The organism is SAR86 cluster bacterium (assembly GCA_023703535.1).
Classification (GTDB): Bacteria; Pseudomonadota; Gammaproteobacteria; order Magnimaribacterales; family TMED112; genus TMED112.
Genome location: CP097967.1, coordinates 80,734 through 106,385 on the forward strand (window position 1 = coordinate 80,734; position 25,652 = coordinate 106,385).

Here is a 25,652-nt window from a genome sequence, read left to right on the forward strand (position 1 = left end):
GATGGCTTACATACTAATTGTAGAAGACAATGAAATGAACCGAGATATGCTTGGAAGAAGGCTTGAGCGTAGAGGTTATGAAATTAAGTTTGCTCTTGATGGCCAAGAAGGACTTGATATGATGAAGTCAACAAAGCCTGATTTGGTTCTAATGGATATGGGACTACCTGTTTTAGACGGTTGGCAAGCGACTACTCAAGCAAAAGAAGATCCAGAACTAAAAGATATACCAATAATTGCTTTGACAGCTCATGCTCTTGAAACAGACAGACAAAAAGCTCTTGCAGCTGGTGCTGATGACTTTGATACAAAGCCTGTTGATATAAAAAGACTTTTAGAAAAGATAGGTAAATTTATTTAGTTTTAAGTATCTGATTTACTTCTTTAACAAGTGATTCAACTTTTGATTCTTTTTTAACTATTCCCTCGGTATATTTGCTGAGCATTTTTTCTTCCACTGCGGTTATATCCTTTCCAGAGAAGACAACAATTGGTATTTTCATTCCTTCAGTTCTAGACCTTTCAATAAATTCAAATCCATCCATGCGAGGCATGTCTAAATCTAAAACAATTAAATCAGGTTTTTCTTTTACTCTTTCTAAAGCGTCTTCACCATTTTTTGCATCTATTGACATATAGCCTTCATTGTTAAGAATTTTTGTGAGTAGATCCCTAGTATTCTCATCATCATCGACTACAAGAACTTTCTGATCTTTCTCAGTAATATATCTTTTCACAATGTTAAGGAAGAAAGTCCTATCTATAGGTTTTTTCATATAATCATCAGCGCCAAGTGAAGAAGCAAGACTTTCTTCATTGAGAACCGAAGTAATAACTACAGGAACATCTTTAAGGTTTTTATCATTTTTAATCTCTTTTAGAACTGACCAACCATCTCTGCCAGGCATTAAAACATCGAGAAGAATAAGTTTTGGTTTAAATTTTCTTGCTTGATCAACACCTTCATCGCCATCAAAGGCACTATAAACTGTATGACCCTCTTTTCTTATTGCTCTTTTTACAACATCGTGCGTTGCTTTATCATCGTCAACTAACAGGATGTACTCATCACCTTCTTTTAATTCTGGATTCTCAATATCTGTTTCCTCATCAACATTTTCTTCTTCTGATTGCTTCGGAACAAAAATTGAGAATGTACTTCCTTTGCCAACTTCACTTGAAACTTCGACACCTCCTCCCATCATTTCTGCAAAATGTTTAGAAATTGACAGACCAAGACCTGTTCCACCATATTTCGCGCTAGTCGATCTCTCAGCTTGAGTGTAAGTGTCAAAAAGTTTCCCTAATTGTTCCTCAGTCATTCCTATACCAGTATCTTTAATATCAAAGTTGATATATTCCTTTCCTTCTATTTCTTTTTGATCAATAACTAATGCAACTTGGCCATTTTCTGTAAATTTAAATGCATTACTTAAAAAGTTAACAATACACTGCCTTAACTTGGTCTCATCACTTGTCATTTCTCCTTTAACATTATTTTTAATGATGAATTCATTATTATTTTTTGTAGCAAGAGGACCAGAAACATCCTTGATGGTTTCTATCATGGTATCAATCGAGAATGGAGTGAAGTACATATCCATTTTTCCTGCCTCAATTTTTGATAAATCAAGAACGTTGTTTATAAGTGATAATAGATGTTTACTTGAGTTGGTAATTCTCTTCAGGTCTGGGATCATGTCATCATTGCCAAGATCTTCACAATCTTCAAGAAGCATTTCACTGTACCCAATGATCGCATTAAGTGGTGTTCTCAACTCATGACTCATATTCGCAAAGAATCTAGATTTTGCACTACTTGCTTCCCTAGCTTCATCTCTAGCAGTAGCCATCTCTTTTGTTTTTAAATCTATAAGTGCATTTACCTCGTCAGACATTCTTGAAAAAGCAATTTCCATCATTTCGACTGAGGCTTCTTCAGCGTTCTCATCTGAAGTCTCTGACACAAGCTTTTTCATATTGGTAATATCTTTTGTGATAAGACTTTTCGCATCACCTTCCAATTTTCCGGCAAGACCACTCATCTTTTTGATAATTACTTCATCTCTTTGTTTTCTTCTCTCAGCTCTATCTTTACGGACCTCATCCATCTCAAGAAGGTGATTTCTATATCTGCCTAAAGCATTTGATAATTGTCCAACTTCGTTTGTTTCTGATGATAAAAAGCCTTTATTTTGTGGTATCTGTTTCGTTGTGTCTCCTTTAGTAAGTGCTTCAAGAACTTCGATTGCTTTTGCAATTCTTGAAAAGGCTCCGTCTTGAATCCACCATATTGCCAACACAATTAATATAATTACGGCAAAAGTAAAAATGATTGAATTCAGTGTAGAGTCTCTTAATTCCTTGAGATCATCTGCAACGTTCTTTATCACAAAGAAAAGAGCAGTATTTGGATTTACTGTTGATGCAACAGGTACAGAAGTTAGAGATAAACCTAGAGCTTCAAAGTTTTTGCTATCAAGATTGGTTAAACCATTTTCTAGAATATCAGTTTTAATATGATTAAAACTATAATTTGTGACACCTATAGATTCATCTACAGATAATTCATCAGAGTAAACAGCATCAATAATTTGATTGTTCGAGACTATGCCTGTTCGAACGCCCAAATCACTCTCAAAAATTGTCATGGATTGCCTTAAATCTCTTCCAATAATGACCGAGCCTAATAATTCACCTGTGCTGACACCAAATTCGTTACTCATGTAAACTGGAAAGCCAACAATTTGATGTAGATTAGTATTGCCATCAGGCTCTTGGGCAAAAATTACTTCATTTGTTACGCTTAATCTATTTTTTATTTTGCCGAGGAAAGCAGAGACAGAGTCGTCTCGAAGAAAATTAATTTTATTATTAGCATCACAAACATCAATTGAATTTCCGACATCTGCCCAGTCAAATGCGTAAAGACAGGTAAGCTCTGTATTATTTTCGTTATAAATTTTTATGAAACTTATATTTCCTAAATCAACCTCATCAAGAAACATCTCATCGATCATTATAAATAAGTCACTTTCTATTTCTTGATCTAAAGCCTCAATAAGAGGATTTGCATAATCAAAACCCTCAAAGCCAATATCTATAAATAATGGGATTTCAGAGTAGGGGTTCCAATATTGTTGACCCTTTTCTCCAGATGTACCCCAAGAATTTAGGTTTGAGAAACTATTATCAATGGACTGTACCCACGCAGATTCAACGATGCTCGTATACTGACTATTTGCTGATTTGGTTTGTATATTCTGATTCTGAACATTCATGTATAAGAGAATGCCAGCAATAATAACATTGCCGATAAGACCAAATATCAGAATCTGGGTACGAACGAGCATTTGTTTGAATTAATCAGCTAATTGAAAAGTAAATCTTGCTGTAACACCCTCAACTCTAACTGCTATTCCGTTTAGTACGTATGGTTCATATGCCCATCTTCTAACTGCTCTCATAGAAGCTCTTTCAAATGATCCAGGCTTATCAGTATCAACAACATAAGGATCAAGCACTTCTCCTTCTGGTGAAACATCAAATTCAACAACAACAAACCCTTCAATTCCACGCCTTAAAGCAGATCTTGGGTAAGCTGCCCCAGGTGCGTAGACTCTTTGAACTTCTACTTCTAAGGTTTGTCCATTAACTGATACAGAACCTTTATCACTTGCAGCGAATGTACTTATAGAAATTGCTAACAATAGTAGAGATAAATATTTCATAAATCGCATTATACATTAAAATCGGTGTTTTTTAAGTGACGTAATTGCAAAAAAATTATAGACTACATAACTCTTTGGGCCTGTAGCTCAGTTGGTTAGAGCAGTGGACTCATAATCCATTGGTCGGAGGTTCGAGTCCTCCCGGGCCCACCATTCTAAGAGCAAAAGTTTTTATAATTTTCTGGTTTAGGCTTAGTTTTAACTTGTTTCACGTCGGGAACTTCAGGATAAGTTGGGTTACCTAATAAAATATTATCTATCTCAATTCTTTCCTCTTTTGGTGTGAGCCAGTACGGTAAACGTGCGATTTTTAAACCTTTAATTTTTACAAGATTTGTTTTAATAGCATCATTATTCTGTTGTTTTTTTAAGTAATTTTTATCATTTGCACCAAAGAAACAATCTTTATAATGTTGTTCACCATCTCTCTCAATAATTAGTTTATGTTTAGGTAAGTAAAAATCATAAAACCTAGTGATTCCATTATTTGAAATTTTATATTGACGGAAAATTTCATTTTTTTTCATTAAATATTCGGCAATTCTTCCCTCAGCTTTGTTATGACACCTATTGCAACCTTGACCTATTAAATGCTTTGAGGGCACTTGTTTAAATGGACCATGGATAGGGCAAATAATTTCAATTTTATGTTTATTGGATTGGTACTTAACGTTCGTATAGTCATATTTTTCCCCATGAACTTTCTTAAAATCATTTATCAAATTTTTTTGAGATTTCCTTTTAAGATTACCTATCTTTTCTAATCCACACTTATAACAATCACTTCTTAAATGCGCAGTTGGGACAGCTTTAAATTTACCATGCTTAGGACAAATAATTGTTACTTTGGTGCGTTGATTTTTATATTTAACTTCCGAATAATCATATTTATTTCCATGAAAAGCTTTAGCTTGTTTTATAAATGAGTTTGTACTGAGGGAAATTTTTCTTGCACCAATTTCTGTAGAGCATTTATTACAATTTCTACCATCAAGATGTACTGAAGGCAATGTCAAAAAAGGACCATGTTTACGACATATTATTGATATTTTCTTTTGTGAACCCTGGTAGTCAACATTTTTATAAATATATCTGTTTCCATGTACTTTTTTTGCTTCTTTAATAAAATCTGCTTTGCTTCTTCTATTTTTTAAAATCACTCCATTTTCTGCACAAATTTTACATGCATACTTAGTTGATAAGTGGCTATTAGGTGTCTGAAAAAAAAATCCATGCTTTGAACATTTAATTTTGACCTTTGAGTGCGAATTAATATATTTAACCTTTGAATAATCAAATTTATTTTTATGCTTTATTTTGGCTTTTTTAATAAAATCTTCAGTACTTAATCTTAAAGGCATCGATATATTCTAAGTATTTGGAGAATATAAAAAAAGGGCTCCAGAAGGAGCCCACTTTTTTAAAACTAATTCTTAGACGTCAAGATCAAATCTATCAGCATTCATAACTTTATTCCAAGCTGAAATAAAGTCTTTGATAAATTTATCATTTGAATCATCCATTGCATATACTTCTGCAATTGATCTTAATTGTGAATTAGATCCGAAGACTAAGTCCACTCTTGAAGCTGACCTAATTTTTTCTCCTGATACGCGATCAAATGCATCGTAAGCATTAGTGCCTGATGGCTTCCATTCTACACTCATATCAAGAAGTGTTTTAAAGAAATGATTATCAAGCTTATCGGCATTGTCAGAGAATAAGCCCAGTCCACTATGGCTGATACCAAGTGATCTCATGCCTCCAACTAAGACTGTCATCTCGGGAGCAGTCAGGCCTAAAAGTTGAGCTTTATCAACTAACATTTCCTCAGGACTTACTGAATATTCAGTTTTTTGATAGTTTCTAAATCCATCAGCTAATGGTTCTAAGACTCTAAATGATTCAGGATCTGTTTGTTCCTCAAGTGCATCACCTCTACCAGGTGAAAAAGGAACTTCAACTCCTGATGCTTTTTCGATTGCTACATTTCCAGCAAGAACAATAACATCAGCTAGTGACGCCCCAGTCTCATCAGCAATAGGCTGAAGCGTATCAAGAACTTTAGTAAGCTGTTCAGGTTTGTTGACATCCCAATCTTTAAGTGGAGCAAATCTAATTCTTGCACCATTTGCACCACCTCTTAGGTCTGAACCTCTAAATGTTGAAGCACTAGCCCAAGCAGTTTCTATCATCTCTTGTGAACTTAAACCGCTTTCAGAAATTTTAGTTTTCACCGCATCAACATCATAGTCAGTTTTTCCTGCAGGCACTGGATCTTGCCAGATCAAATCTTCCTCAGGAACTTCAGGTCCAAGGTATCTAACTTTTGGACCCATATCTCTATGAAGAAGTTTAAACCATGCTCTTGCAAATGCATCTGCAAATTCTTCAGGGTTATCTTTAAAGTGAAGTGAGACTTTTCTGTATTCAGGATCCTCTTTAAGAGCCAAATCTGAAGTAAGCATGATTGTAGTTACTTTTTGATTTGGATCCTCAACATCAGGAGCATAATTTTCTTCTTCCAAATCTTTAGGATGCCACTGAAAAGCTCCAGCAGGACTTTTAACTAGTTCATAGTTATACTTGAAGAGGTTTTCAAAATAACCGTTATCCCACTGTGCAGGATTCTTTGTCCATGGTCCTTCTAGACCACTTGTAATGGTATCTCTTCCCATTCCTTTGCCGTAACCATTCTTCCAACCAAATTGTTGTTGTTCCATTGGAGCGTCTTCTGGACCAACACCAACTAGACCGTCATCACCAGCTCCATGACACTTACCAAAAGTATGTCCTCCAGCGATTAATGCTACAGTTTCATAATCATTCATAGCCATTCTTCCAAATGTCTCTCTAATGTCGTGTGCACTAAGTTTTGGATCTGGATTTCCATCAGGACCTTGTGGATTTACATAAATTAGACCCATTTGAACTGCTGCAAGCGGATTGTTTAATAATCTTTCACCTACATATCTGTTGTTTCCTAACATTTCTTCTTCAGGACCCCAATAAATATCTTCTTCAGGTTCCCAAATATCTGGTCTGCCTCCACCAAAACCAAAAGTTTTACCTCCCATAGATTCTATCGCTGCATTACCTGCAAGAACCAAGAGGTCAGCCCAGCTTAATTGCTTGCCATATTTTTGTTTGATAGGCCATAGAAGTCTTCTCGCTTTATCAAGGTTTCCGTTATCAGGCCAAGAATTTAAAGGTGAAAATCTTTGTGCACCAGTCCCAGCTCCACCTCTACCATCGCCAATTCTATAGGTTCCAGCAGCATGCCAGGTCAATCTCACAAAGAATGGCCCATAATGACCATAGTCTGCTGGCCACCATTCTTTTGAATCGGTCATTAGATCATATAAGTCTTGTTTTAAAGCCTTATAATCTATTTTTTTAAATTCTTCTTTGTAATCAAAATCCTCTTCTAATGGATTAGATTTTGAATCATGTTGATGCAAGATATTTAAATTAAGCTGATTAGGCCACCAATTTACATTTGAATGACTACCAGCTGTTTTAGTATTAGCCCCATGAATAACAGGACATTTATTTTCTTCACTCATAATTGATTACGTTTATTACACTCCAGATATAATTGTAGATTCACTTAATGCTTTTTCAATAACGTTATAAGAAAAAAACAAAATGTTACAAAAATGTCTTAAATATAGTGCTAGGATTAAATTGTGAAAAAAATAGGCATGTATCCAGGTTCATTTGATCCAATGACAAAAGGTCATATGGATATTGTGAAAAAAGCTCTCACTATTTTTGATGAAGTCGTTATTGCGGTGTTAGAAAACAGCGCTAAAACTATGTTATTTACACCTGATGAAAGAAAAAAAATGATTGAAGAAATTTATATGAATGATGAAAGGGTGAGGTGCATATCATTAGGTTCAAAATTAACTATCAACCTTGCTGAAGAAATATCAGCTAAAGGAATAATCAGAGGTCTTCGAGCTATGTCAGATTTTGAGTACGAATTTCAGATCGCAAATATTAATAGATCTCAAAATGAAAAAATAGAAAGTATCTTTTTTACTGCTACTGATAAATTTACTTATGTTTCATCTTCAATGGTAAAGGAAATTGCGCTTTATAAAGGTAAGGTCGACGAATTTGTTGACCCAGTTGTAAAAAAAGAATTGGAAAAAAAATTTAACTAACTCTGGCAGTTTTTGCAAAAGTAAGTACTTCTATTGTTTTGCCTTATTTGAAAGATTTTTGATTTGCATTCCTTGCAGTCTTCTCCCTCTCTGTCATAAACAAAAAGCTTTATTTTAAAATAGCCGGGTTTATTCTCTGCATTGTGATAATCATTGAGTGTGGTACCACCAAATTTTATAGCTCTATTTAAAACAATCTTACTAAACTTAATGATTTCATCGCACTGGATTTTAGTAACTTTATTGCCCCTTTTTTTTGGGGACAGCTTGCTTAAGAAAAGAATTTCAGATGCATAAATATTGCCAATTCCAGAGATAATTTTGTTATTTAATAACAGCGCCTTTAAGGTTGATTTAGAATTCTTAATTTTGTTATAAAAATAATTACCATTTTTTTGAGAAAGTGGGTCAGGGCCATTATTTTCAAACATAGAAAACTCTTCATTTTTTAATACAAGATGAAATAATCCAAATCTTCTTGTGTCGTTAAAAATTAATGATTGTCCTGTTTCAAGCTTAAGAATGACATGATCGTGTTTTAATTTTTGGAACTTATTGTGTACTCGCAATGTTCCTGACATGCCAAGATGGATAATTATTTTTGACTCATCGTTAAGTTGTAAAAAAATATACTTTCCTTTTCTACCTACTTCGATGATTTTTTTATTGATGGTTTTCTTTAATTTAGTTTTATTTACAGGGACTCTTAAACTTGAATTTCTTACTTCTATTTTCTTAATTATTTTATTTTTTAAGAAAGGCTCAACACCTCTTCTGGTAGTTTCAACTTCAGGTAATTCTGGCACTTAGTCTAAAAAATTATTTACATCAATTATATCCTGAGGTTTTAAGCTTCCTGTAGCTTGTTTAAACTCAAGACTTCTAATAATGAAATCATATTTTGCTTGAGATAACCTATTCTGAGCATCAAAAAAATTTCTCTCAGCTCGTAATAGGTCAACTAGGTTTCTTGCTTTAAGCTCATATCCAAGTCTTGTTGCTTCTAAAGCATCTTCAGAACTTTCATAAGAAGCCTCTAGTGATTCAATATTTAATTGCCCAGTTTTTAAAGATGTGTAAAGGGATCTAATGCGTTGAGTTACATTTCTTTGAATTAGTAAAAGCTGCTCCTCTGTTCTAACTTCTTCGAGCATGGCTTGCCTTCTTTGTGAGCTGTTTAATCCCGAAGTAAAAAGTGGCATGGAAAATTGAACAGAAAAACTCCTATTTTCAGTTTCCTCGGGTATAAAAAAAGGTAAATCTAAATCCGAGTCCACGCCATCAAAAGTGTATTGTTTAGAGGTTCTCCTGTTGGCATTTGCATTTAAATCTATTTTTGGAAGAAAGTTTGATGTTCTTGCTCTTGTTTTAGACTCGGCTGCTTCAAGTCTACTTTCTGCTTCTGAAATTAAGAAATTATTTTCAATTCCTTTTTCTACTTCGTCAGAAACACCTTCTAGATCAACAACAGATTTAAAATTATCTTTCAAGGGACTTATTAATTTAACTTCCCTTCCAACAATGGCATTTAATTCCTCAAATGCAATATCCACATTACCTTCTGCAAGAACTCTATCTGAAATAGCTCTATTTAAGGCTGCTTTTGCTTCTGCCAACTCAATTCTTGAGGCAGCACCTGCTTCAAATTTATCATTAATTTCTTCAAATTGATTTTCCAAAGTTCTTTCATTAGCGCCTCTTGTTTTAAAGAGTGACCTTGCTGACAAAACATTAAAATAAGCTCTTGTCACTCTTATCATTAAATTCTGTTGTTGATAGGCAAATTGAGCTTCAGCTGCACGATAGTTCTTTTGCGCTTGCCGTGAAGTAAACCAGGAATCAAGTCTGAAGAGTGGTTGGTTAAAATTTAGGTTATAAGTAAAAGTGTTGTAATCGTTTTGCAATATTCTCTCTTGATAATATTCATTCCAATTAGTGGATGCAGATAGATTCAATCGAGGCAACAATGCAGAAATTGATTGGTTTCTAAATTCTTTGGAAATTTTTAAATCAGCTTTTTTTGAATTAAATTCTGGGTCTCTTTCTAAAGCCTCATTATAAATTGAAAGCAAATCATCAGCTGTAAAAACTGTGGAGACGAATATTAATGTTAAAAATAATTTTTTCATGGTAAAAATATGTTTGTATTCTGCATTAAAACCTTTTATTTAACAATTTAATCTTAATATCTTAGTATTCTGTAATTAGTTTCAAATTAGTATGAATAAAATTCCTAAAATTCTTTCAATTGCTGGCTCAGATTCAGGTGGTGGAGCAGGAATTCAAGCTGATATTAAAGCTATTTCTTTCCATAAAGGTTATGCAATGACAGTTTTAACAGCAGTTACAGCACAAAATACCCTTGGAGTTCAAGAAATTTTTCCACTACCCAAAGAGATAATAAAAAAACAACTCGAATCAGTAATGGATGATCTGGCTCCAGATGTAATTAAGACTGGGATGTTAGCAGATCACGAGACTATAGAGTTAATATCAGAATTTATAAAAAATAAAAAAATTGTTGTTGATCCTGTAATGGTTGCAACTTCAGGTGACAGGTTAATTGAGTCTTCTGCGGTAGAAGCTATTATGAATTTTCTAATTCCTAATGCATATCTTGTAACACCCAACATTTATGAGGCTGAAATTCTATCGAATATAAAAATTATTGATTTAAAGACTCAAATAGAAGCAGGTAAAAAAATCCTTGAACATGGTGCAGAGAATGTTTTAATTAAAGGCGGCCATAGTAACAGTGAAATTATTCATGATTGTCTTATTCAAAAAGATTTAAAAGAAACAATATTTAAAAGCAAGAGACTTGATAGTAAAAATACTCATGGTACTGGCTGTTCATTAGCAAGTTCAATTGCTACCCTCTTGGGAAGGGGTTTTGATATCGAAGCAGCAACTAGTAGTTCAATAGAGTACGTGCAAAATGGCATAAAGAGAGCCCCTAACTTTGGACAAGGTAACGGACCTATATTACATTTCGATGATTAAGTTTTATGACAGAAAGAACTATTCTTTAATAAATATTAAGCCAAATAATTCTTCCACGATAAATGAAAATATTATTTTTTTTGGGTTTTTAGGTTTGCTTTGTCTTACTTTTGGTATTGGATTTTTTTTCATTGGAGCTACGCTAATATTGCCGTTTGCTGGCATTGAAATAATTGCTTTGATTATAGTCTTAAGGCTCAATAGAAATTGGTCTTCCCAATGGCAAAAAATTAAAATCGATAAACTCTATGTTGAGATTGAAGAACAAAAAGGAAAAAAAACTAAAAATAAATTTGATAGGTTTTTATCGAAATTTATTGTTGAAAGTAAGATTGTAAGAAAAATATATTTTGTAAACAAAACTACCAAGATTGAGCTTGGCTCTTTTTTAACTGAAGAGGAAAAGGATAAATTAATTAATTTTTTAGAGAGGAAAGTTCAACAATTTAACTTTTCTTAAAAATGAAGATCAAGCTGTTCATAAGCAGGCAATCCATTTTTATATTTTGGGTAGCTCTCACCTTGTATAAGTGGACTTAAATAGGAAATGCCTTCATCAGTTATTCTAAAACCACAGTTTGAAATAAAATTATTTGGCAGTACTTTTTCTTTATTTGCAATTTCATTTAAGTCACCGACATCTATTTCCCATTTGTAAGGTTCATTTCCTAATCTTTTAATTATTGGCATATATCCACTTTTGGAATCTGCTGCCATATTTGCTGCGACTTCACCAACTGCGATAGCTTGCTCAACATCTGTTTTTGATGAAATATGTCTAGCGCTTCTTTGAAGATAATCAGATACAGACCAATGATATTTAATATTGAGGTTTTTATTAACAAGTTCTGCCAATTTAGGCGCAAGTCCACCAAGTTGGGTATGTCCAAATGAGTCCTTCTCTTTCGACGCTGAATAAAGTTCACCGGAAGAATTTTTTAGACCCTCTGATGCAATTACTACTGAGAATCCATCTTTATCAACATCATTTGAGATTCCATTGAGAAATTTTGTTTCATCAAAAGGAACTTCAGGCAATAAAATTTTGTGTACGTGACTCCCATTTTGATTAGCCAATTCTCCTGCAGCTGCAATCCAGCCAGCATGTCTTCCCATTACCTCAAGAATGAAAACTTTTGTGGATGTTTTACACATTGACTTGATGTCGAGTGAAGCTTCTTTTGCGGAAATTGCAATATATTTAGCAACAGAACCAAAACCAGGACAATTATCTGTAACTGCAAGATCATTATCTATAGTTTTTGGAATAGCAATAGCACACAAATCAAATTTTAAAATTTGTGCTGCTTGATGTATTTTGAGACAGGTGTCAGCAGAATCATTGCCCCCGTTGTAAAAAAAATAACCAATATTTCTATCTTCAAATTTTTTAAATATTTTTTCATAAAAAGATGAATCAGATTCAGGGTCGGGCAACTTATATCTACAAGAGCCAAACATCCCACCAGGACTTTCTAGTAAAAGATCCAAACTTTTTTGCGTCTTATTCAAATCATAGATTTCATCTTCAATAAGCCCAACAATTCCATTTTTCCCCACAAAAATGTTCGAATTTGAGAAATGTTTTTTAAAACCATTAAAAAGTCCATATGCTGAGCAATTTATTACAGAAGTTACTCCACCAGATTGAGCATAAAATGCATTTTTCATGAGACTTATCTTATACTCCATTTAGAGCAACATAAAGAATGAAGATTTTTTTTCTAGGTATATCCGGAACTTTTATGGGCAATCTGGCTCAAATTGCAAAGAAAAAAGGTTTTGAAGTTTTTGGAGTAGATCAAAAATTTTACCCACCAATGTCGGATGAGCTTTTAAATGCAGGTATTAAATTTCAAGAAGGCTACGAAGAAAAAAATTTTGTAGATACTGATATTTATGTAATTGGAAACAGTATATCAAGAGGTAATCCGCTTCTTGAGGTCATCATAAATAAAAATAAAAAAATAATTTCCGCTCCGGATTGGCTCTATCAATATGTTTTAAAGGAAAAAAAAGTAATTGCTGTTTCAGGTACACATGGTAAGACAACAGTTACCTCAATGATTGCTCATGCTTTTAAAGAAGATGGTAAAAATAATTTTGGTCATCTCATTGCAGGTGTTCCAGAAGAAATTCATTCTTGGTCCTTGGGCGATGATGACTACTTCGTAATCGAAAGTGATGAATATGATACGGCCTATTTCGATAAAGAGCCTAAATTTTTTCACTATAGACCCAACATTTTAATGATTAATAATATTGAATTTGATCATGCAGATATTTATTCATCTCTAGACGAAATAGAGAGCAAATTTATAAAGCTTCTTCAGCAAATGAAAAAAAGATCAAAAGCATATATAAATGCAGGCGCTGTCAGGAGTTCGTTTAAAGATAAAGTTCAGAAATTAGAAACGAATTGTGAGATTGAATTTTTCAATGCTCAGGGAGAAACTATTTCTGAAACAAATACTAATTTAGCATCAAAGATTCTTATAAACTTTTTTGAAGAAGATACTACAAAAAAATTACTTAAATCTTTTAAAGGCGTTAAAAGAAGATTTCAAATTTTATTTGAGAGCGAAAAAATCATACTCATAAATGATTTTGCTCACCATCCAACAGCTATTCAAGGAACTATAGAATTAACTCAAAAAGAATTTGTTGATGCAAAAATCATCCCTATTATTGAATTTGGTTCAAATACAATGCGAAATGGCCAGCATGATATTTCTCTTATGGCCATATTGGAAAATTTTAACTGCTATACAATTAATACCTCTGAAAAACAGCAGCAGTTATTTAAATCGTTTTCTTCAACATTCTCAGAAAATAAGTTTGAAGAAATATTAAACTCCAAAGAAAAAAAAATCGTTGTTTTGATGTGTGGGAATAGAGATTTTAATGGCTTGCAGATACAATTTTTAAATAAACTAAAATCATTAAAGTCTAAATGAAATAACTAACTATTTATGGTTTATAAAGACAGTTCTGAAAAAATAAAAAAAATATGTTTAAAAACTTTTGACGAATTAAAAGCGAATGATATTAAAGAACTAAACATAGAAAAAATCTCATCTTTTGCTTCATATTTGCTTATTGCCACTGGAACATCAAATAGACACATCAAGTCAATTGCAGATAAAGTGGTGGATGATTTAAAGGAGGGTAAAATTGATATTCTTGGTAAAGAAGGCTTTGAATCACAGGAATGGGTACTAATTGATGCAGGGGATGTTCTTATAAATGTAATGTCAAAAGACTCACGCGAACATTATGATCTTGAATCACTTTGGACAATGATCAAGAAATGAAATTAAACCTCCTATACGTAAGTTCACAAAAAAATAAAAGTGCACTTTTTTTGGAAGATGATTTGGTAAAGAGAATTAAAAGTCCGTTGAAACTAGAGCTAAAGAAAATTTTTTGCAAAACAGAATCTAACAATATTGAGCAACAAAAAAATATTGAATCAGAACAAATAAAAAAATTCCTTAACAAAAATAATTTTTTATTTTGTTTTGATAAAAATGGAGATAAATTCAGTTCTGAAAATTTTTCAGACTTACTTTTTAAACAAACTAAAGATATAGATTTTGTAATTGGAGGTTCATTTGGAATTAGTAAAAAACTTCTAGACTCTTCAAACAAAGTAATTTCTTTCTCAGATATGGAATTTTCTCATGATATATTCAGGTTAATGGCAATAGAACAAATATATAGAGCACAGTGTATTTTTAATAATCATCCTTATCATCAAAAATAATTATGGATAACAGATCATTTTTTAGAGGAAGAACAATTTTTCTAACATTTATTTTTCTTGCACTGATAGTAATCGTTCTTTTCAGATTTTTTTATCTACAAGTAATAAATGGAGATGAACTGAAAGAACTCAGAGAAAAAAATATTAATACTTTTGAGTATGTATATCCAAAAAGAGGGAGAATTATTTCAAAGGATGGTTTTGTACTTGCCGAAGACAGAAAAATATTTTCGATTGCAGTAAATTTAAATGTAAAACCAAATGAGCAGGCAATTGAAAAATTAATTTCTATTTTTCCAAATAAAATTGAAAATCAATATGTCAAAGATATTGTTGAGAAATCTATAAAAACGGGAAATCAAGAGGTTGTAGTTTCAAAATTAAATCAACAAGAATTGTCAAAGTTTTTAGTTAGGAGTAATGAGCTTGAAGGGTTTTCTGTAATTGAAAATTATGAGCGAATTTATGATCCTCATCCATCAATATTTCATGTTCTTGGCCATATGGGCTACTTATCTGAAAGAGATAAAACTTATTTCAAATCAAGAATAGATCAATATACACCGTCATTGTGGAGAAGAGTTGGTAAATCAGGAGTCGAAAGGATATATGAAGAGCAATTAAGAGGCAAACATGGAAAAAGATTTTTTTTAAGAAATGCAAGAGGGCAAAAAAAAGTTGAAATAGGTAAAGAGGATTTTATTGAGGGGAGTGATTTAAATATTTCAATTAATTTTAATGCCCAAAAAAAGGCATATGATCTATTAAATGGTAGAAAAGGCTCAATTGTAGTTATAGATTTAAGGGATTTTAGTATTCCTGTAGCAGTAAGCGCACCATCAATAAGCGCTAATGATTTAAGAGATATCTCTTCAAAAGAGTACCAGGCTTTACTTAATGATACAAAGAGACCACTTTTTAATAGAGCTTTTATGGGTCTCTATCCCCCAGGCTCAACAATAAAACCATTTTTTACTATTTTTGCTTTAAGCAATTCTTATACAAATTGGCAAGAGCAAATTTATGATGATGGATTTTTTAGATTTGCGGAGAGCGGTAGGGTTTTCAACGCGTGGCGTGAGGGCGGCCATGGTTTAACTAATTTAAATAAAGCTTTAGTAGAAAGTTCAAATCCATTTTTTATGAATCTTGCCACAAGATATGAAAAAGATTCTTTTACAGATTTTTTAGACTCTGGCTCATTCGGTAAAAGGTTATGTATTGATTGTTGGCCACACCAGTTCAGCCCTCTGATTTCAGATCAGTGGAAAACAAAAAATTTTGGTTCAAGATTATTTAGAGGTGATTTGGTTAACATGGGAGTAGGTCAGGGGTATTTAAGTGTTACGCCATTACATTTAGCTCTAATCTCCGCAATGATTGCTAAAAAGGGAGATTATGAAATTCCATATTTAGTGCAAAAAGAACAAGATATTCAACAGTTAAATTTTGATTTGACCGAAGAGGATTGGAAACAATTACACGAATCTCTTACCCAGGTAATTTATTCAAGAAATGGGACAGGTATAAGAATTCAGCCGGGCGACATGAAACTTGCAGGTAAAACTGGTACTGCTCAAGTAAAGAGCATCAACTCAAAAGAGGAATATGATGATTTAAGAGAAAATGAAGAATTTAGAGATCATGCAATGTTTATCGGATTCGCTCCGTATGACGAACCAAGATATGCAATATCCGTTGTTATTGAGAACGGCGAATGGGGAGGTTCAGTTGCTGGTCCTGTTGCAAGAGATGTTTTATTAGAGGTATTTGATGCTGATTGACCTAAGAAGCTTTCTTATAATTTTTTCTTTATTGGGAATAATTATAGCTGGCTCTTTAACTGTTTATTCTGTGACATCAATCGATGCTTTTTATTTTATTCGTTTTCTTCTAATTACATTAATTTCAATAATTTTGGTAAGTCTCTTCTTTAACTATGTGAATTTGAATCGGGTTTTATCTGCAGGTTGGTTATTGTTAGTTTTAAATTTAGCTTTAGTTTTATCAGTTGAGATTTTTGGAAAAGAAATAAATGGTTCAAAAAGATGGTTAGATTTTGGTTTTTTAAGTTTACAGCCTTCAGAATTTATGAAGATATCCTATGCACTATTTGTTATTCAGTACTTAAGATTTTTCAATTTTAAATTCAATATTTTTAGATCTTTTCTTTTACTTTCTATTTTGTTTATAACAGCTGCTCCCATAATTATTCAACCTGACCTTGGCACAGGGCTGATATATATTCTCTCAGGATTGATGCTCTTATTTATTTGTGGCATGAGGAGGGTTTATTTCATTTTAATGGGACTATCTGCAATCCTCTTATCTCCAGTAATTTATAATTTTTTTCTTACTGATTATCAAAGAGGAAGAATAATAAGTTGGTTTTCAACAAATCAATCTCTTTCAGAAAAATGGAATATTTTACAATCAGAAATAAGTATTGGTTCTGGTGGGCTTTTTGGTGATGGATTTCTTAATAGCAAACAAAATGAATTTAATTTTCTTCCAGAAGCAGATACAGACTTCATCTTTTCAATTTTTGCAGAACAGTTTGGATATTTAGGGGTTGTTATAGTCCTATTTCTACTTACCGTGTTTGTGATTCTATCCATGATTGTAGTAATGCAACAAAAACGGCTTACAACTGATATGTCTCCATATTATCTTGGCACATACTTTACTTTTATTATTGGATTTAGCTTTTTAATGAATGTTCTGATGGTAAGTGGTCTTATTCCGGTAGTTGGACTACCATTGCCATTTTTCACCAAAGGGGGATCATCTCTATTATGCTTTTCAATAATGTTAGGTTTAATTTTTTCATCAAGAGGATTTTTAAGAGGATGAGATTTTTTCTATTTTTGCTTTTATCACTTTATATTGAATCAAACATTACAGAAAGAGATGATGTTAAGGAATTTATTAAATTTGCAATTTCTAATTCAGATCTAGATAGGGATGAAGTATTAGCATTTATTAAAGATGCAAAACCTTCAAAAAAAGCTGTTGTTTTAAAAAATAATCAACCAGAAGTAAAAGCCACTTGGGATTCCTATCGCAATACAAGAGTATCTGCAACAAGAATTATAAATGGATTGAAATTTTTACTTGATCACAAAATATTGCTTGAAAACGTAGAGAAAGATTTTGGAGTTTCAAAATTTTATATTGTTTCAATAATTGGAATTGAAACAAATTATGGAAGAAATTATGGTTCTTTTAATCCTCTTGATGCTATCTTTACAAGAGCATTTGATCCTAAAAGTAAATATTGGCAAAACGAACTTTTAGAACTCTTTAAAATTGCAAAACGATATAATCTTCAACCAAAAAATATGCGTAGTTCCTGGTCAGGAGCCATGGGACTGGGACAATTCATTCCTTCAAGTTATAACTCTTATGGGGTTGATTACAATTACGATGGAGTAGTTGATTTGATGGATTCTAGAGAAGACGGAATTGCCAGTGTGGCAAACTACCTAAAGGTTCATGGATGGATCAATGATGCTCGCACAGTTGAAGAAGTTGAAATTGAAAATAGAATATCTTCATTATCAGAATTTCAGATTGACGAACTTTTATTACCTTACAGAATAAATAATTTCCGCACAAAAATTTCGGCTGATGAAATAAAAAAAGGAGGCTTAAAATTTAATGAAAACTTTTCAGGTAAAATAACGCCGTTATTAATGCATCAAAACGGAAAAACAAGATTATTTCTTGGATTTGACAATTTTAGGGTAATAACTAAATATAATCGAAGTAGTAAATATGCATTAGCAGTGCATCAATTGGCTGAAGAAATTGAAAAAAAATATTATGAAACAATTTAGTTTTCTATTGCTTATTTCACTAAGTATCAATTTATTTTCATCACCTATTCCAAAACCACCAGATTTAGGTGTTGGAAGTTATATTTTATATGAACCAACTACAGATACTGTTATTGCTTCCTTTAATGAAAATGAATCTGTTGAGGTTGCTAGTCTTACCAAACTGATGACAAGTTATGTAGTTGCTGATCAAATCAAGCAAGGCTACATATCAATGGAAGATGAGCCGACAATTTCTGTAAAAGCATGGCAAACACCAGGATCACAAATGTTTATAAGAGAGGGAACTAAAGTAAAAGTTTCAGACTTAGTTAAAGGAATGGTGATAATTTCTGGTAATGATGCAAGTGTAGCTTTAGCCGAACATATAGCAGGAAGTGAAGAAAATTTCGTCTATTTAATGGATCAATACGCTGTAGATTTAGGTTTGAGTAATTCTGATTTTAATAATTCGAGTGGATTGCCGGATCCAAATAATGTTAGCTCAGCCCTTGATCTTGCAAAATTAACTGGAGCTATAATTAGAGACTTTCCAGATCATTATCAAATTTATAAGGAAAAAGAATTTTCCTATAGCGCTCCTGGAGAATATGTAGCACCTCAACCAAATAGGAATAGATTATTACATTTAGATGATATGTTTGATGGGGTTAAAACAGGTTATACAAGAGCAGCGGGCCATTGTTTGGTTGGTTCATCAACCAGAGATGATATGAGATTAATTGCAGTTGTTTTAGGAAGTGGTATTGATAAACGATTTGCTGATGTGAGAGCTTTAGTAGGTTATGGTTATCAATATTTTAAAACAAGAGAAATTGTCTCTTCTGGAGATGTGATTGATTCTTTAAGTGTTATAGCTGGAAATAAAGATAGTGTTTCCGTAGGTGTGGATAAAAGTGTAGTAATGACTTTAAAGAAAAATATTGACTTAGAGTTACAAATATTAGCCCAAGAAAGAATAGTTGCTCCTGTTATTGGAGGAACAACAGCAGGAACATTAAAGATCATAGATGAAGATGGCAATATAATTAATGAATCTGAATTAGTTTTTCTTGAAGACGTTGAAAAATTAGGTTTTTTTCAATACTGGTTTGCACTTATTTGGGATTGGATAAAATCTCTGTTTATCTAAATTAAACAAATTTAAAAACTACTTCTCTTAAAGAGTCCCATGGACTGCCTTTTAAGAAACCTTTGAATTTCTTATCTGACTCATCGAGCAAAGAAAGAGCACTCTGAATTTTCTTTTTAGTAAATCTTTTTGCGATCATGTTATATGGCTGAGAGTCCCAAATTCCTAATTTTCTTACTGAGCCACTTCTACTTAATATCATATTTATGGCTTGCAAATCTCTATTTAATAACCAAATGAGCAATGGAATAATTCCTGGCTCATTTTTCTCGTAGTAATTTATGATCTCAATTGCTGAATCTATTTTACTTGCCGACAATTGATTAATTATTAGATTGTGATTTTTAACAGAGTTTTCAGAAAAAATATTTTCGATATATTTTGAATCATTAACTATTTTTAATAATTCCATATCATTTAAAAGAAGAGAAAAGTTTCCTTCATATTGACGTTGCTGAATTAGAATTTGCTCATCAGTAACAAGCTTTTTTGGAAGAATAAATCTTAAGAAATTAAAAATTTCTGTTGGAGGCGGCTCTGAACAGTTTACAAAAATACCTTTCTTAAAATTTGTAAGTATTTCCTTTTTTGCTGTTTCTATTTTCAATTCAGTCATTTCTAATACTACTATTACATTTCCAGAAATATTTTTATCCTTTCGTCTAATTGTCTCTGCAAAAGGGTTCTTTTCTTCGGTCAAAGTCTTTGATATATACTCAATTTTTTCTTTGACATCCTTGTTGAGACGATTTTTTATAAAATTAATAAAAAGTACTTTGCTTGATGAAAACATATCTTGGGAAGCAAGTGATCCATTGAAATTTAGAATAAAATCTTCTTCCTCAATATCAAGTTTAATTTTTTTGTATTCAGAATCTAAAAAAGAATTCTCAATAATGTGTTCTTTTGACTTAAAAATGCAGGCTGGTTCTTTGCCGTAAATTACGAATAAATTCTCTTCTAAGTTCTTTTTCTGTAAAAAATCTAGACAACTGATATTCATTGTTGAATATTTTTTTTAATTTTCTCGCAGATATCTAGAATCATAAATTCTCTGTATTGTTTCTCTAATTCAAGTGACATATTTGAAGAAATATAATTTGTTGGACCCATCTGCATTGATTTAATTTTAATTTTTTCGTTTTGAAATTTAATATCTACAGTCATTGATGTTTTCGAATTAAACTCCAGCCCCTCTGAATTTATATTATTTGCTAAATTTATTACTTTTAGTCCAGATATCTCTAAATCTTGACCAATATTTGAAAGGCATCTTTTAAATAAAAATCTATCCTTACCCTCAAATGAACTATCAAAAATTAAATTATTTTTTTCAATTGATGAGCAACTACTAAGAAAAAAAATTATAAGAAATCTAATCATTTACAAAATTTATTAATTTATCTTTTATAAATATTACTTTTTTTATTTCATTCCCTTCCAGATATTTAGAAATATTTGGATGTTTTGATACGGCTTTTTCAACGTCACTTTGATTCAGATTGACACGCAGAACTATATTTGCCCTTACTTTACCGTTTACTTGAACTAGATAATTTACTTCACTCCTTTTTTGTTGAAAAAAATCTTCTTTTGGCCAACAAGCGCTACTAAAATTCTTTTCTAACACATCTTCGTAAAGATACTCACAAATATGTGGTGCAATAGGAGATAAAGAAATAAGTAAAAATTCATATACTTTTAAAAATTCATTTTCGTCAGCTGTGATTTTATTTTTATCTATTCTTCTATTTAATTTATTAAATATTTCCATACATGATGAAACTACAGTATTAAGATTCAATCTTTTTTCGTAGTCATCATTAATTTTAATGGACAACTCTTTAATTTCTTCCTCTATGGAAGTATTTGAATCCTTAAAAGCATCCTCAGAACGATTTTTTAATCTTTTCAGAAAGTGCATATAACCTTTTTAAAAACCTATGACATCCTTCTAAACCATTATCTGACCACTCTAGTGATTGCTCTGGTGGGCTTGCAAAGATCATAAAGGTCCTTATTGAATCTGCTCCATACAATTCAATGTATTTTTCCGGATCAACAACATTTCCCTTCGATTTCGACATCTTTGCACCATCCTTTAGAACCATGCCTTGAGTAAGTAATTTTTTAAATGGTTCATCTCCTTCAACTAACTTCATATCTCTAAGCACTTTATGAAAAAAACGAGCATATAGAAGATGCAATATTGCATGTTCAACTCCACCTATATATAGATCAACGGGCAGCCAATAGTTAGTATTCTCATCAAAAATTTTGTTTTTATTATCTGCAGATGTGTATCGAGCAAAATACCAAGAGGATTCAAAAAATGTGTCAAAAGTATCTGTTTCTCTTATTTCTCCGTTAGCAATATTTTTAAAGTCTTCATTTTGATCTAGTGGTTTATGATCTTTATCACCTAAAGGTAATTCAACGGGCAGATTTTGAACGGGTCTTGGTTCTCCATTTTTATAGACAATTGGAATTGGACATCCCCAGTATCTTTGTCTGCTAACACCCCAATCTCTTAGTCTGTATTGATAGAGTTCTTTTCCCACATGATTATCACTCAACATTTTCGATATTTTTTTAAAAGCTTCATCAACATTTAAATTATTTAATTCTTGAGAATTAACTAACCTGCCATCTCCAGAATAAGGAAGTGGTTCTTCAGATTCAATTACACGTTTGATTTGAATTTTATATTTTTCAGCAAATTCAAAATCCCGCTCGTCATGTCCAGGGACTCCCATAATAGCTCCCGTTCCATAATCCATTAGGACATAATTTATTATCCATATAGGAATATTTTCATTTGTAATTGGATTGAAAACATTAAATGAAGTTTTGTAACCTAACTTTTCTGCCTTAGTTATGTCTGATTCAGCTGTAGAGCCTTTACTTTGTTCTTTGATAAAAGCGGCCAGCTTTACATCTTTTTTTGATAATTGTTCTGCTAGTGGATGTTTAGGAGATAATCCAAAGAATGTAACTCCAAATAATGTATCAGGCCTAGTAGTAAATGCTTTCAAAGTTTTATTTTCAAAATCAGTTTTAAAATCAATTTCTATACCTTTTGACTTCCCAATCCAGTTTTTTTGCATGTTGACTACATTTTCTGGCCAATCTATATCTTCAAGACCAGACTCAAGCTCATCTACATATTCGGTAATTTTTAAGAACCATGTGTCAATTTCCTTCCTTACAACATCTGCCCCAGTTCTCCATCCTTTGCCATCTATTACTTGTTCATTAGCTAATACTGTTTTATCTATTGGATCCCAATTGACCATTGATTTTTTTCTATAAGCTAAACCTTTCTCAAACATCTTTATAAATATCTCTTGTTCAAATTTGTAGTAAGAAACATCAGAGGTATTTACTTCTTTTGACCAGTCATAGCTAAATCCTAATGACTTTAATTGTTTCGTCATGTGTTTAATATTTTCATCTGTCCATTTTTTAGGATGTATTTTTTTATCTAATGCCGCATTTTCTGCTGGTAAACCAAATGCATCCCAGCCCATTGGTTGCAAAACATTGAATCCTTTAAGTCTTTTATACCTTGAAATAGCATCACCAATTGTATAGTTCCTGACATGACCCATGTGAAGATTTCCTGAAGGATATGGCAACATTGATAAGCAATAAAATTTTGGTTTGTTTTGATCTATTTCAGCTTTGTAAGTATTTTGCTGATGCCATTTTTTCTGAGCTTCCAACTCAATTTGTTTAAAGTTATAAATATCACTCATTTAATAATTTTCTCCTCAAGATATTTAATATAATAATCAAGGTTTAAAAAGCCTTTATCTTCTAAAATTCTTTGATGTAGATTTTGATTGGTTTTAATCCCTTCAACAACTAACTCTTGTAAGGCAACCCGCATTTTATTAATCACCCTATCTCTATCCTTATCTTTGACAATTACTTCAGCTATAAGAGAATCATAGTTTGCTGGCACTTGATATCCAGAATAGATTTGTGACTCAAATCTTACATGATAACCTCCTGGTCTGTGCACTCTCTCTATTCGGCCTGGAGAGGGAACAAATGTTTCTGGATCTTCAGCGTTTATTCTGCATTGCATAGCATGTCCGTTAACTTTTAAATCCTCTTGTTTGAAATCATATTTATTTTCAAGTGCAAGAAGTAATTGAGCTTGAACTAAATCTACACCCGTAATCATCTCAGTAACTGTATGTTCCACTTGAATTCTTGTGTTCATTTCAATGAAATAAAAATCATTATTTTCATACAGGAATTCAATGGTTCCTGCACCCTCATAATTTAGTTTTTTACAAGCTTCTACTGATAGGTTTTGAATTTCCTCTAATTTTTGATTATCTATATTGAGGGCAGGGGCTTCTTCAACAATTTTTTGATATTTTCTTTGCAAAGAGCAATCTCTAGTAAATAAATGTACTGCCTCACCCTTACCATTACCAAAAATTTGTACTTCAATGTGCCTTGGTTTTTTTAAATATTTTTCAATAAAAATTTTTCCATCTCCAAAAGCTAATTCAGCTTCATTTTGTGCAGATTGGATTGATTGCCATAACTCATCCGATGAATTAACAACTCTCATACCTCTTCCTCCTCCACCTGCAGAAGCTTTAATGATTACTGGATAGCCAATCTCTTCAACAATTTTAATTGCTTCATTTTCAGTAGAAATTTCTCCCTCATATCCAGGTACTACAGGTATATTCAAAGATTTTGCTAATTCTTTAGCTTTAATTTTGTCGCCCATAATTGCTATTACTTCTGGGTCAGGTCCAATAAACTTAAAACCACTTTCTCTGCACTTTTCAGCAAAAGAAGCATTTTCTGCTAGAAAACCAAAACCAGGATAAATTGCATCAGCACCTGATAATTCTGCGGCTGAAATTATTGCTGCTTCATTAAGATAGCTATCTTTAGTCTCAGGAGGGCCAATACAGATTGCCTCATCCGATAGCTTTAAGTGTTTTTGGTCTCGGTCTATCGTAGAGTAAACAGATGCAACTGAGTATCCCAACTCTCTTGCGGCACGTAGTGCTCTTATTGCAATAACGCCTCGGTTAGCAATTAGAATTTTTTTAGATTGTTTCAATTGATACTAATGATTCGTTGAATTCTACTGGTTGTCCATTTTCAACTTTTATATCCACTATTTTTCCATCAAATTCAGATTTAACTTGGTTCATCATTTTCATGGCTTCAATTATGCAGATAGTGTCTCCTTTTTTTACCCTTTGTCCAATTTCAACAAATGGCGGTTTACCCGGTGCTGGACTTCTATAAAAAGTACCAACCATTGGAGATTGAATAAAAGATAAATTTTCTTCAGGTTCGTCTACATTATCCACTATCTCCTTGCTTTGCACCTGCGGTGCAACTATCTGTTGAGGAATTTCAACATCACCTTTTTTTCTATTTATTCGAACACTTTCTTCACCCTCTTTAACTTCAATTTCATTTAAATCAGATTCTTGAAGCATTTCGATGAGTTTTTTAATTTTTCTAAGATCCATCTTTACCTCTCATAATTTTATCTAGAGCAAATTCATACCCATCAAAACCAAAACCTACAATTGAACCTACAGCTATGTCATTAAAAAAAGATTTATGCCTAAATTCTTCTCGAGCATAAACATTTGATATGTGTACTTCATAAAATGGTAGCTTTACTGAAAGTATCGCATCTCTTATAGCAATACTAGTATGAGTAAAAGCACCAAAATTAAAAATACCATAGCTGTAATTTTCAGTTTTTTGTGAGTGAATCTTTTCAATAATCTCTTTTTCAGAATTACTTTGAAAAAATTCTAAATTTACATCATGTTTTTTCCCAACTAACATGCTCTCTAAATCGCTTAATGATTTGTTTCCATAAACATCAGTCTCACGACTTCCAAGCATATTTAAGTTAGGTCCATTTATTATCAAAATTTTCATTTAAATGATTTTAAAAGATTTTAATGACATTTTCAAAGAAAATAAAGACTTTTAATAATATGATTT

General features: G+C 32.2%; 23 protein-coding genes, 1 tRNA gene and 1 pseudogene. 12 read left to right on the forward strand and 13 right to left on the reverse strand.

Annotation, left to right across the window (positions count from 1 at the left end):
- The first annotated feature begins 1 nt into the window (after nt 1).
- The gene (locus M9B42_00450) at nt 2–361 is read left to right on the forward strand and encodes a response regulator (GenBank protein ID URQ64330.1); all 360 of its coding nucleotides are present in this window, start codon (nt 2–4) and stop codon (nt 359–361) included.
- Here the strand turns inward: M9B42_00450 and M9B42_00455 are convergent.
- Both M9B42_00455 and M9B42_00460 read right to left on the reverse strand, forming a co-directional pair.
- A complete protein-coding gene (locus M9B42_00455) occupies nt 354–3,281 on the reverse strand; it encodes a response regulator (protein URQ64331.1) in 2,928 nt (975 codons plus the stop codon). The two genes, M9B42_00450 and M9B42_00455, sit on opposite strands and share 8 nt — an antisense overlap.
- A gap of 81 nt (nt 3,282–3,362) precedes the next feature.
- A complete protein-coding gene (locus M9B42_00460; protein URQ64332.1) occupies nt 3,363–3,731 on the reverse strand; it encodes an energy transducer TonB in 369 nt (122 codons plus the stop codon).
- 76 nt (nt 3,732–3,807) lie between these two features.
- Here M9B42_00460 and M9B42_00465 point away from each other — a divergent pair.
- Nucleotides 3,808–3,884 (forward strand) — tRNA-Ile (locus M9B42_00465).
- 2 nt (nt 3,885–3,886) lie between these two features.
- Here M9B42_00465 and M9B42_00470 read toward each other — a convergent pair.
- Both M9B42_00470 and katG read right to left on the reverse strand, forming a co-directional pair.
- Nucleotides 3,887–5,092: an endonuclease domain-containing protein gene (locus tag M9B42_00470; protein URQ64333.1), complete on the reverse strand. Its 1,206-nt coding sequence runs from the start codon at nt 5,090–5,092 to the stop codon at nt 3,887–3,889.
- A 72-nt stretch (nt 5,093–5,164) separates the two neighbouring features.
- Nucleotides 5,165–7,297, reverse strand: coding sequence for a catalase/peroxidase HPI (gene katG, locus M9B42_00475; GenBank protein ID URQ64334.1), 2,133 nt, complete (start codon nt 7,295–7,297; stop codon nt 5,165–5,167).
- Nucleotides 7,298–7,420: 123 nt separating this feature from the next.
- On the opposite strand from katG, the gene coaD reads away from it, so the two are divergent.
- On the forward strand, nt 7,421–7,903 hold the full coding sequence (gene coaD / locus M9B42_00480; protein URQ64335.1) for a pantetheine-phosphate adenylyltransferase: 483 nt from the start codon (nt 7,421–7,423) through the stop codon (nt 7,901–7,903).
- On the opposite strand, the gene mutM is transcribed toward coaD, so the two are convergent.
- Together mutM and M9B42_00490 are read right to left on the reverse strand one after the other, a co-directional pair.
- Nucleotides 7,900–8,709: a bifunctional DNA-formamidopyrimidine glycosylase/DNA-(apurinic or apyrimidinic site) lyase gene (mutM, locus tag M9B42_00485; GenBank protein URQ64336.1), complete on the reverse strand. Its 810-nt coding sequence runs from the start codon at nt 8,707–8,709 to the stop codon at nt 7,900–7,902. The genes coaD and mutM overlap by 4 nt on opposite strands.
- Nucleotides 8,710–10,032, reverse strand: a complete 1,323-nt coding sequence (locus M9B42_00490; GenBank protein URQ64337.1) for a TolC family outer membrane protein — start codon at nt 10,030–10,032, stop codon at nt 8,710–8,712.
- Nucleotides 10,033–10,123: 91 nt separating this feature from the next.
- On the opposite strand from M9B42_00490, the gene thiD reads away from it, so the two are divergent.
- Nucleotides 10,124–10,906 (forward strand): bifunctional hydroxymethylpyrimidine kinase/phosphomethylpyrimidine kinase, encoded by a 783-nt coding sequence (gene thiD, locus M9B42_00495; protein ID URQ64338.1) that lies wholly within the window; start codon nt 10,124–10,126, stop codon nt 10,904–10,906.
- Entirely contained in the window at nt 10,899–11,366 is a 468-nt protein-coding gene (locus M9B42_00500) for a DUF2244 domain-containing protein (GenBank protein URQ64339.1), read from the forward strand. Before thiD ends, M9B42_00500 begins: the two co-directional genes overlap by 8 nt.
- Here M9B42_00500 and M9B42_00505 read toward each other — a convergent pair.
- Nucleotides 11,363–12,577 (reverse strand): 6-phosphofructokinase, encoded by a 1,215-nt coding sequence (locus tag M9B42_00505; GenBank protein ID URQ64340.1) that lies wholly within the window; start codon nt 12,575–12,577, stop codon nt 11,363–11,365. The genes M9B42_00500 and M9B42_00505 overlap by 4 nt on opposite strands.
- Nucleotides 12,578–12,615: 38 nt before the next feature.
- Here M9B42_00505 and M9B42_00510 point away from each other — a divergent pair, with 38 nt between their 5' ends.
- The 7 genes from M9B42_00510 to M9B42_00540 are packed head-to-tail and all read left to right on the forward strand — an operon-like array spanning nt 12,616 to nt 19,643.
- Nucleotides 12,616–13,863 (forward strand): Mur ligase family protein, encoded by a 1,248-nt coding sequence (locus tag M9B42_00510; GenBank protein ID URQ64341.1) that lies wholly within the window; start codon nt 12,616–12,618, stop codon nt 13,861–13,863.
- Between the two features lie 15 nt (nt 13,864–13,878).
- Nucleotides 13,879–14,220, forward strand: coding sequence for a ribosome silencing factor (rsfS, locus tag M9B42_00515; GenBank protein URQ64342.1), 342 nt, complete (start codon nt 13,879–13,881; stop codon nt 14,218–14,220).
- Nucleotides 14,217–14,672 (forward strand): 23S rRNA (pseudouridine(1915)-N(3))-methyltransferase RlmH, encoded by a 456-nt coding sequence (locus M9B42_00520; GenBank protein URQ64343.1) that lies wholly within the window; start codon nt 14,217–14,219, stop codon nt 14,670–14,672. The genes rsfS and M9B42_00520 overlap by 4 nt, the downstream gene beginning before the upstream one ends.
- Before the next feature lie 2 nt (nt 14,673–14,674).
- A complete protein-coding gene (gene mrdA / locus M9B42_00525; GenBank protein URQ64344.1) occupies nt 14,675–16,456 on the forward strand; it encodes a penicillin-binding protein 2 in 1,782 nt (593 codons plus the stop codon).
- A complete protein-coding gene (locus tag M9B42_00530; GenBank protein ID URQ64345.1) occupies nt 16,446–17,525 on the forward strand; it encodes an FtsW/RodA/SpoVE family cell cycle protein in 1,080 nt (359 codons plus the stop codon). Before mrdA ends, M9B42_00530 begins: the two co-directional genes overlap by 11 nt.
- Entirely contained in the window at nt 17,522–18,511 is a 990-nt protein-coding gene (locus M9B42_00535; protein ID URQ64346.1) for a lytic murein transglycosylase, read from the forward strand. Before M9B42_00530 ends, M9B42_00535 begins: the two co-directional genes overlap by 4 nt.
- Complete coding sequence (locus M9B42_00540) at nt 18,498–19,643, forward strand: D-alanyl-D-alanine carboxypeptidase (protein ID URQ64347.1); 1,146 nt, start codon at nt 18,498–18,500, stop codon at nt 19,641–19,643. The genes M9B42_00535 and M9B42_00540 overlap by 14 nt, the downstream gene beginning before the upstream one ends.
- A 1-nt stretch (nt 19,644) precedes the next feature.
- Here M9B42_00540 and M9B42_00545 read toward each other — a convergent pair whose 3' ends face one another.
- The 6 genes and pseudogenes from M9B42_00545 to aroQ form a co-directional block, all read right to left on the reverse strand.
- A complete protein-coding gene (locus M9B42_00545) occupies nt 19,645–20,646 on the reverse strand; it encodes a hypothetical protein (GenBank protein ID URQ64348.1) in 1,002 nt (333 codons plus the stop codon).
- On the reverse strand, nt 20,643–21,026 hold the full coding sequence (locus tag M9B42_00550; GenBank protein ID URQ64349.1) for a hypothetical protein: 384 nt from the start codon (nt 21,024–21,026) through the stop codon (nt 20,643–20,645). Before M9B42_00550 ends, M9B42_00545 begins: the two co-directional genes overlap by 4 nt.
- Nucleotides 21,019–23,401, reverse strand: a pseudogene (gene leuS / locus M9B42_00555) (leucine--tRNA ligase). Before leuS ends, M9B42_00550 begins: the two are co-directional and overlap by 8 nt.
- Entirely contained in the window at nt 23,398–24,741 is a 1,344-nt protein-coding gene (gene accC, locus M9B42_00560) for an acetyl-CoA carboxylase biotin carboxylase subunit (GenBank protein URQ64350.1), read from the reverse strand. Before accC ends, leuS begins: the two are co-directional and overlap by 4 nt.
- Entirely contained in the window at nt 24,728–25,162 is a 435-nt protein-coding gene (gene accB / locus M9B42_00565; GenBank protein ID URQ64351.1) for an acetyl-CoA carboxylase biotin carboxyl carrier protein, read from the reverse strand. The genes accC and accB overlap by 14 nt, the downstream gene beginning before the upstream one ends.
- The gene (gene aroQ / locus M9B42_00570) at nt 25,152–25,586 is read right to left on the reverse strand and encodes a type II 3-dehydroquinate dehydratase (protein ID URQ64352.1); all 435 of its coding nucleotides are present in this window, start codon (nt 25,584–25,586) and stop codon (nt 25,152–25,154) included. Before aroQ ends, accB begins: the two co-directional genes overlap by 11 nt.
- Between the last annotated feature and the right edge of the window lie 66 nt (nt 25,587–25,652).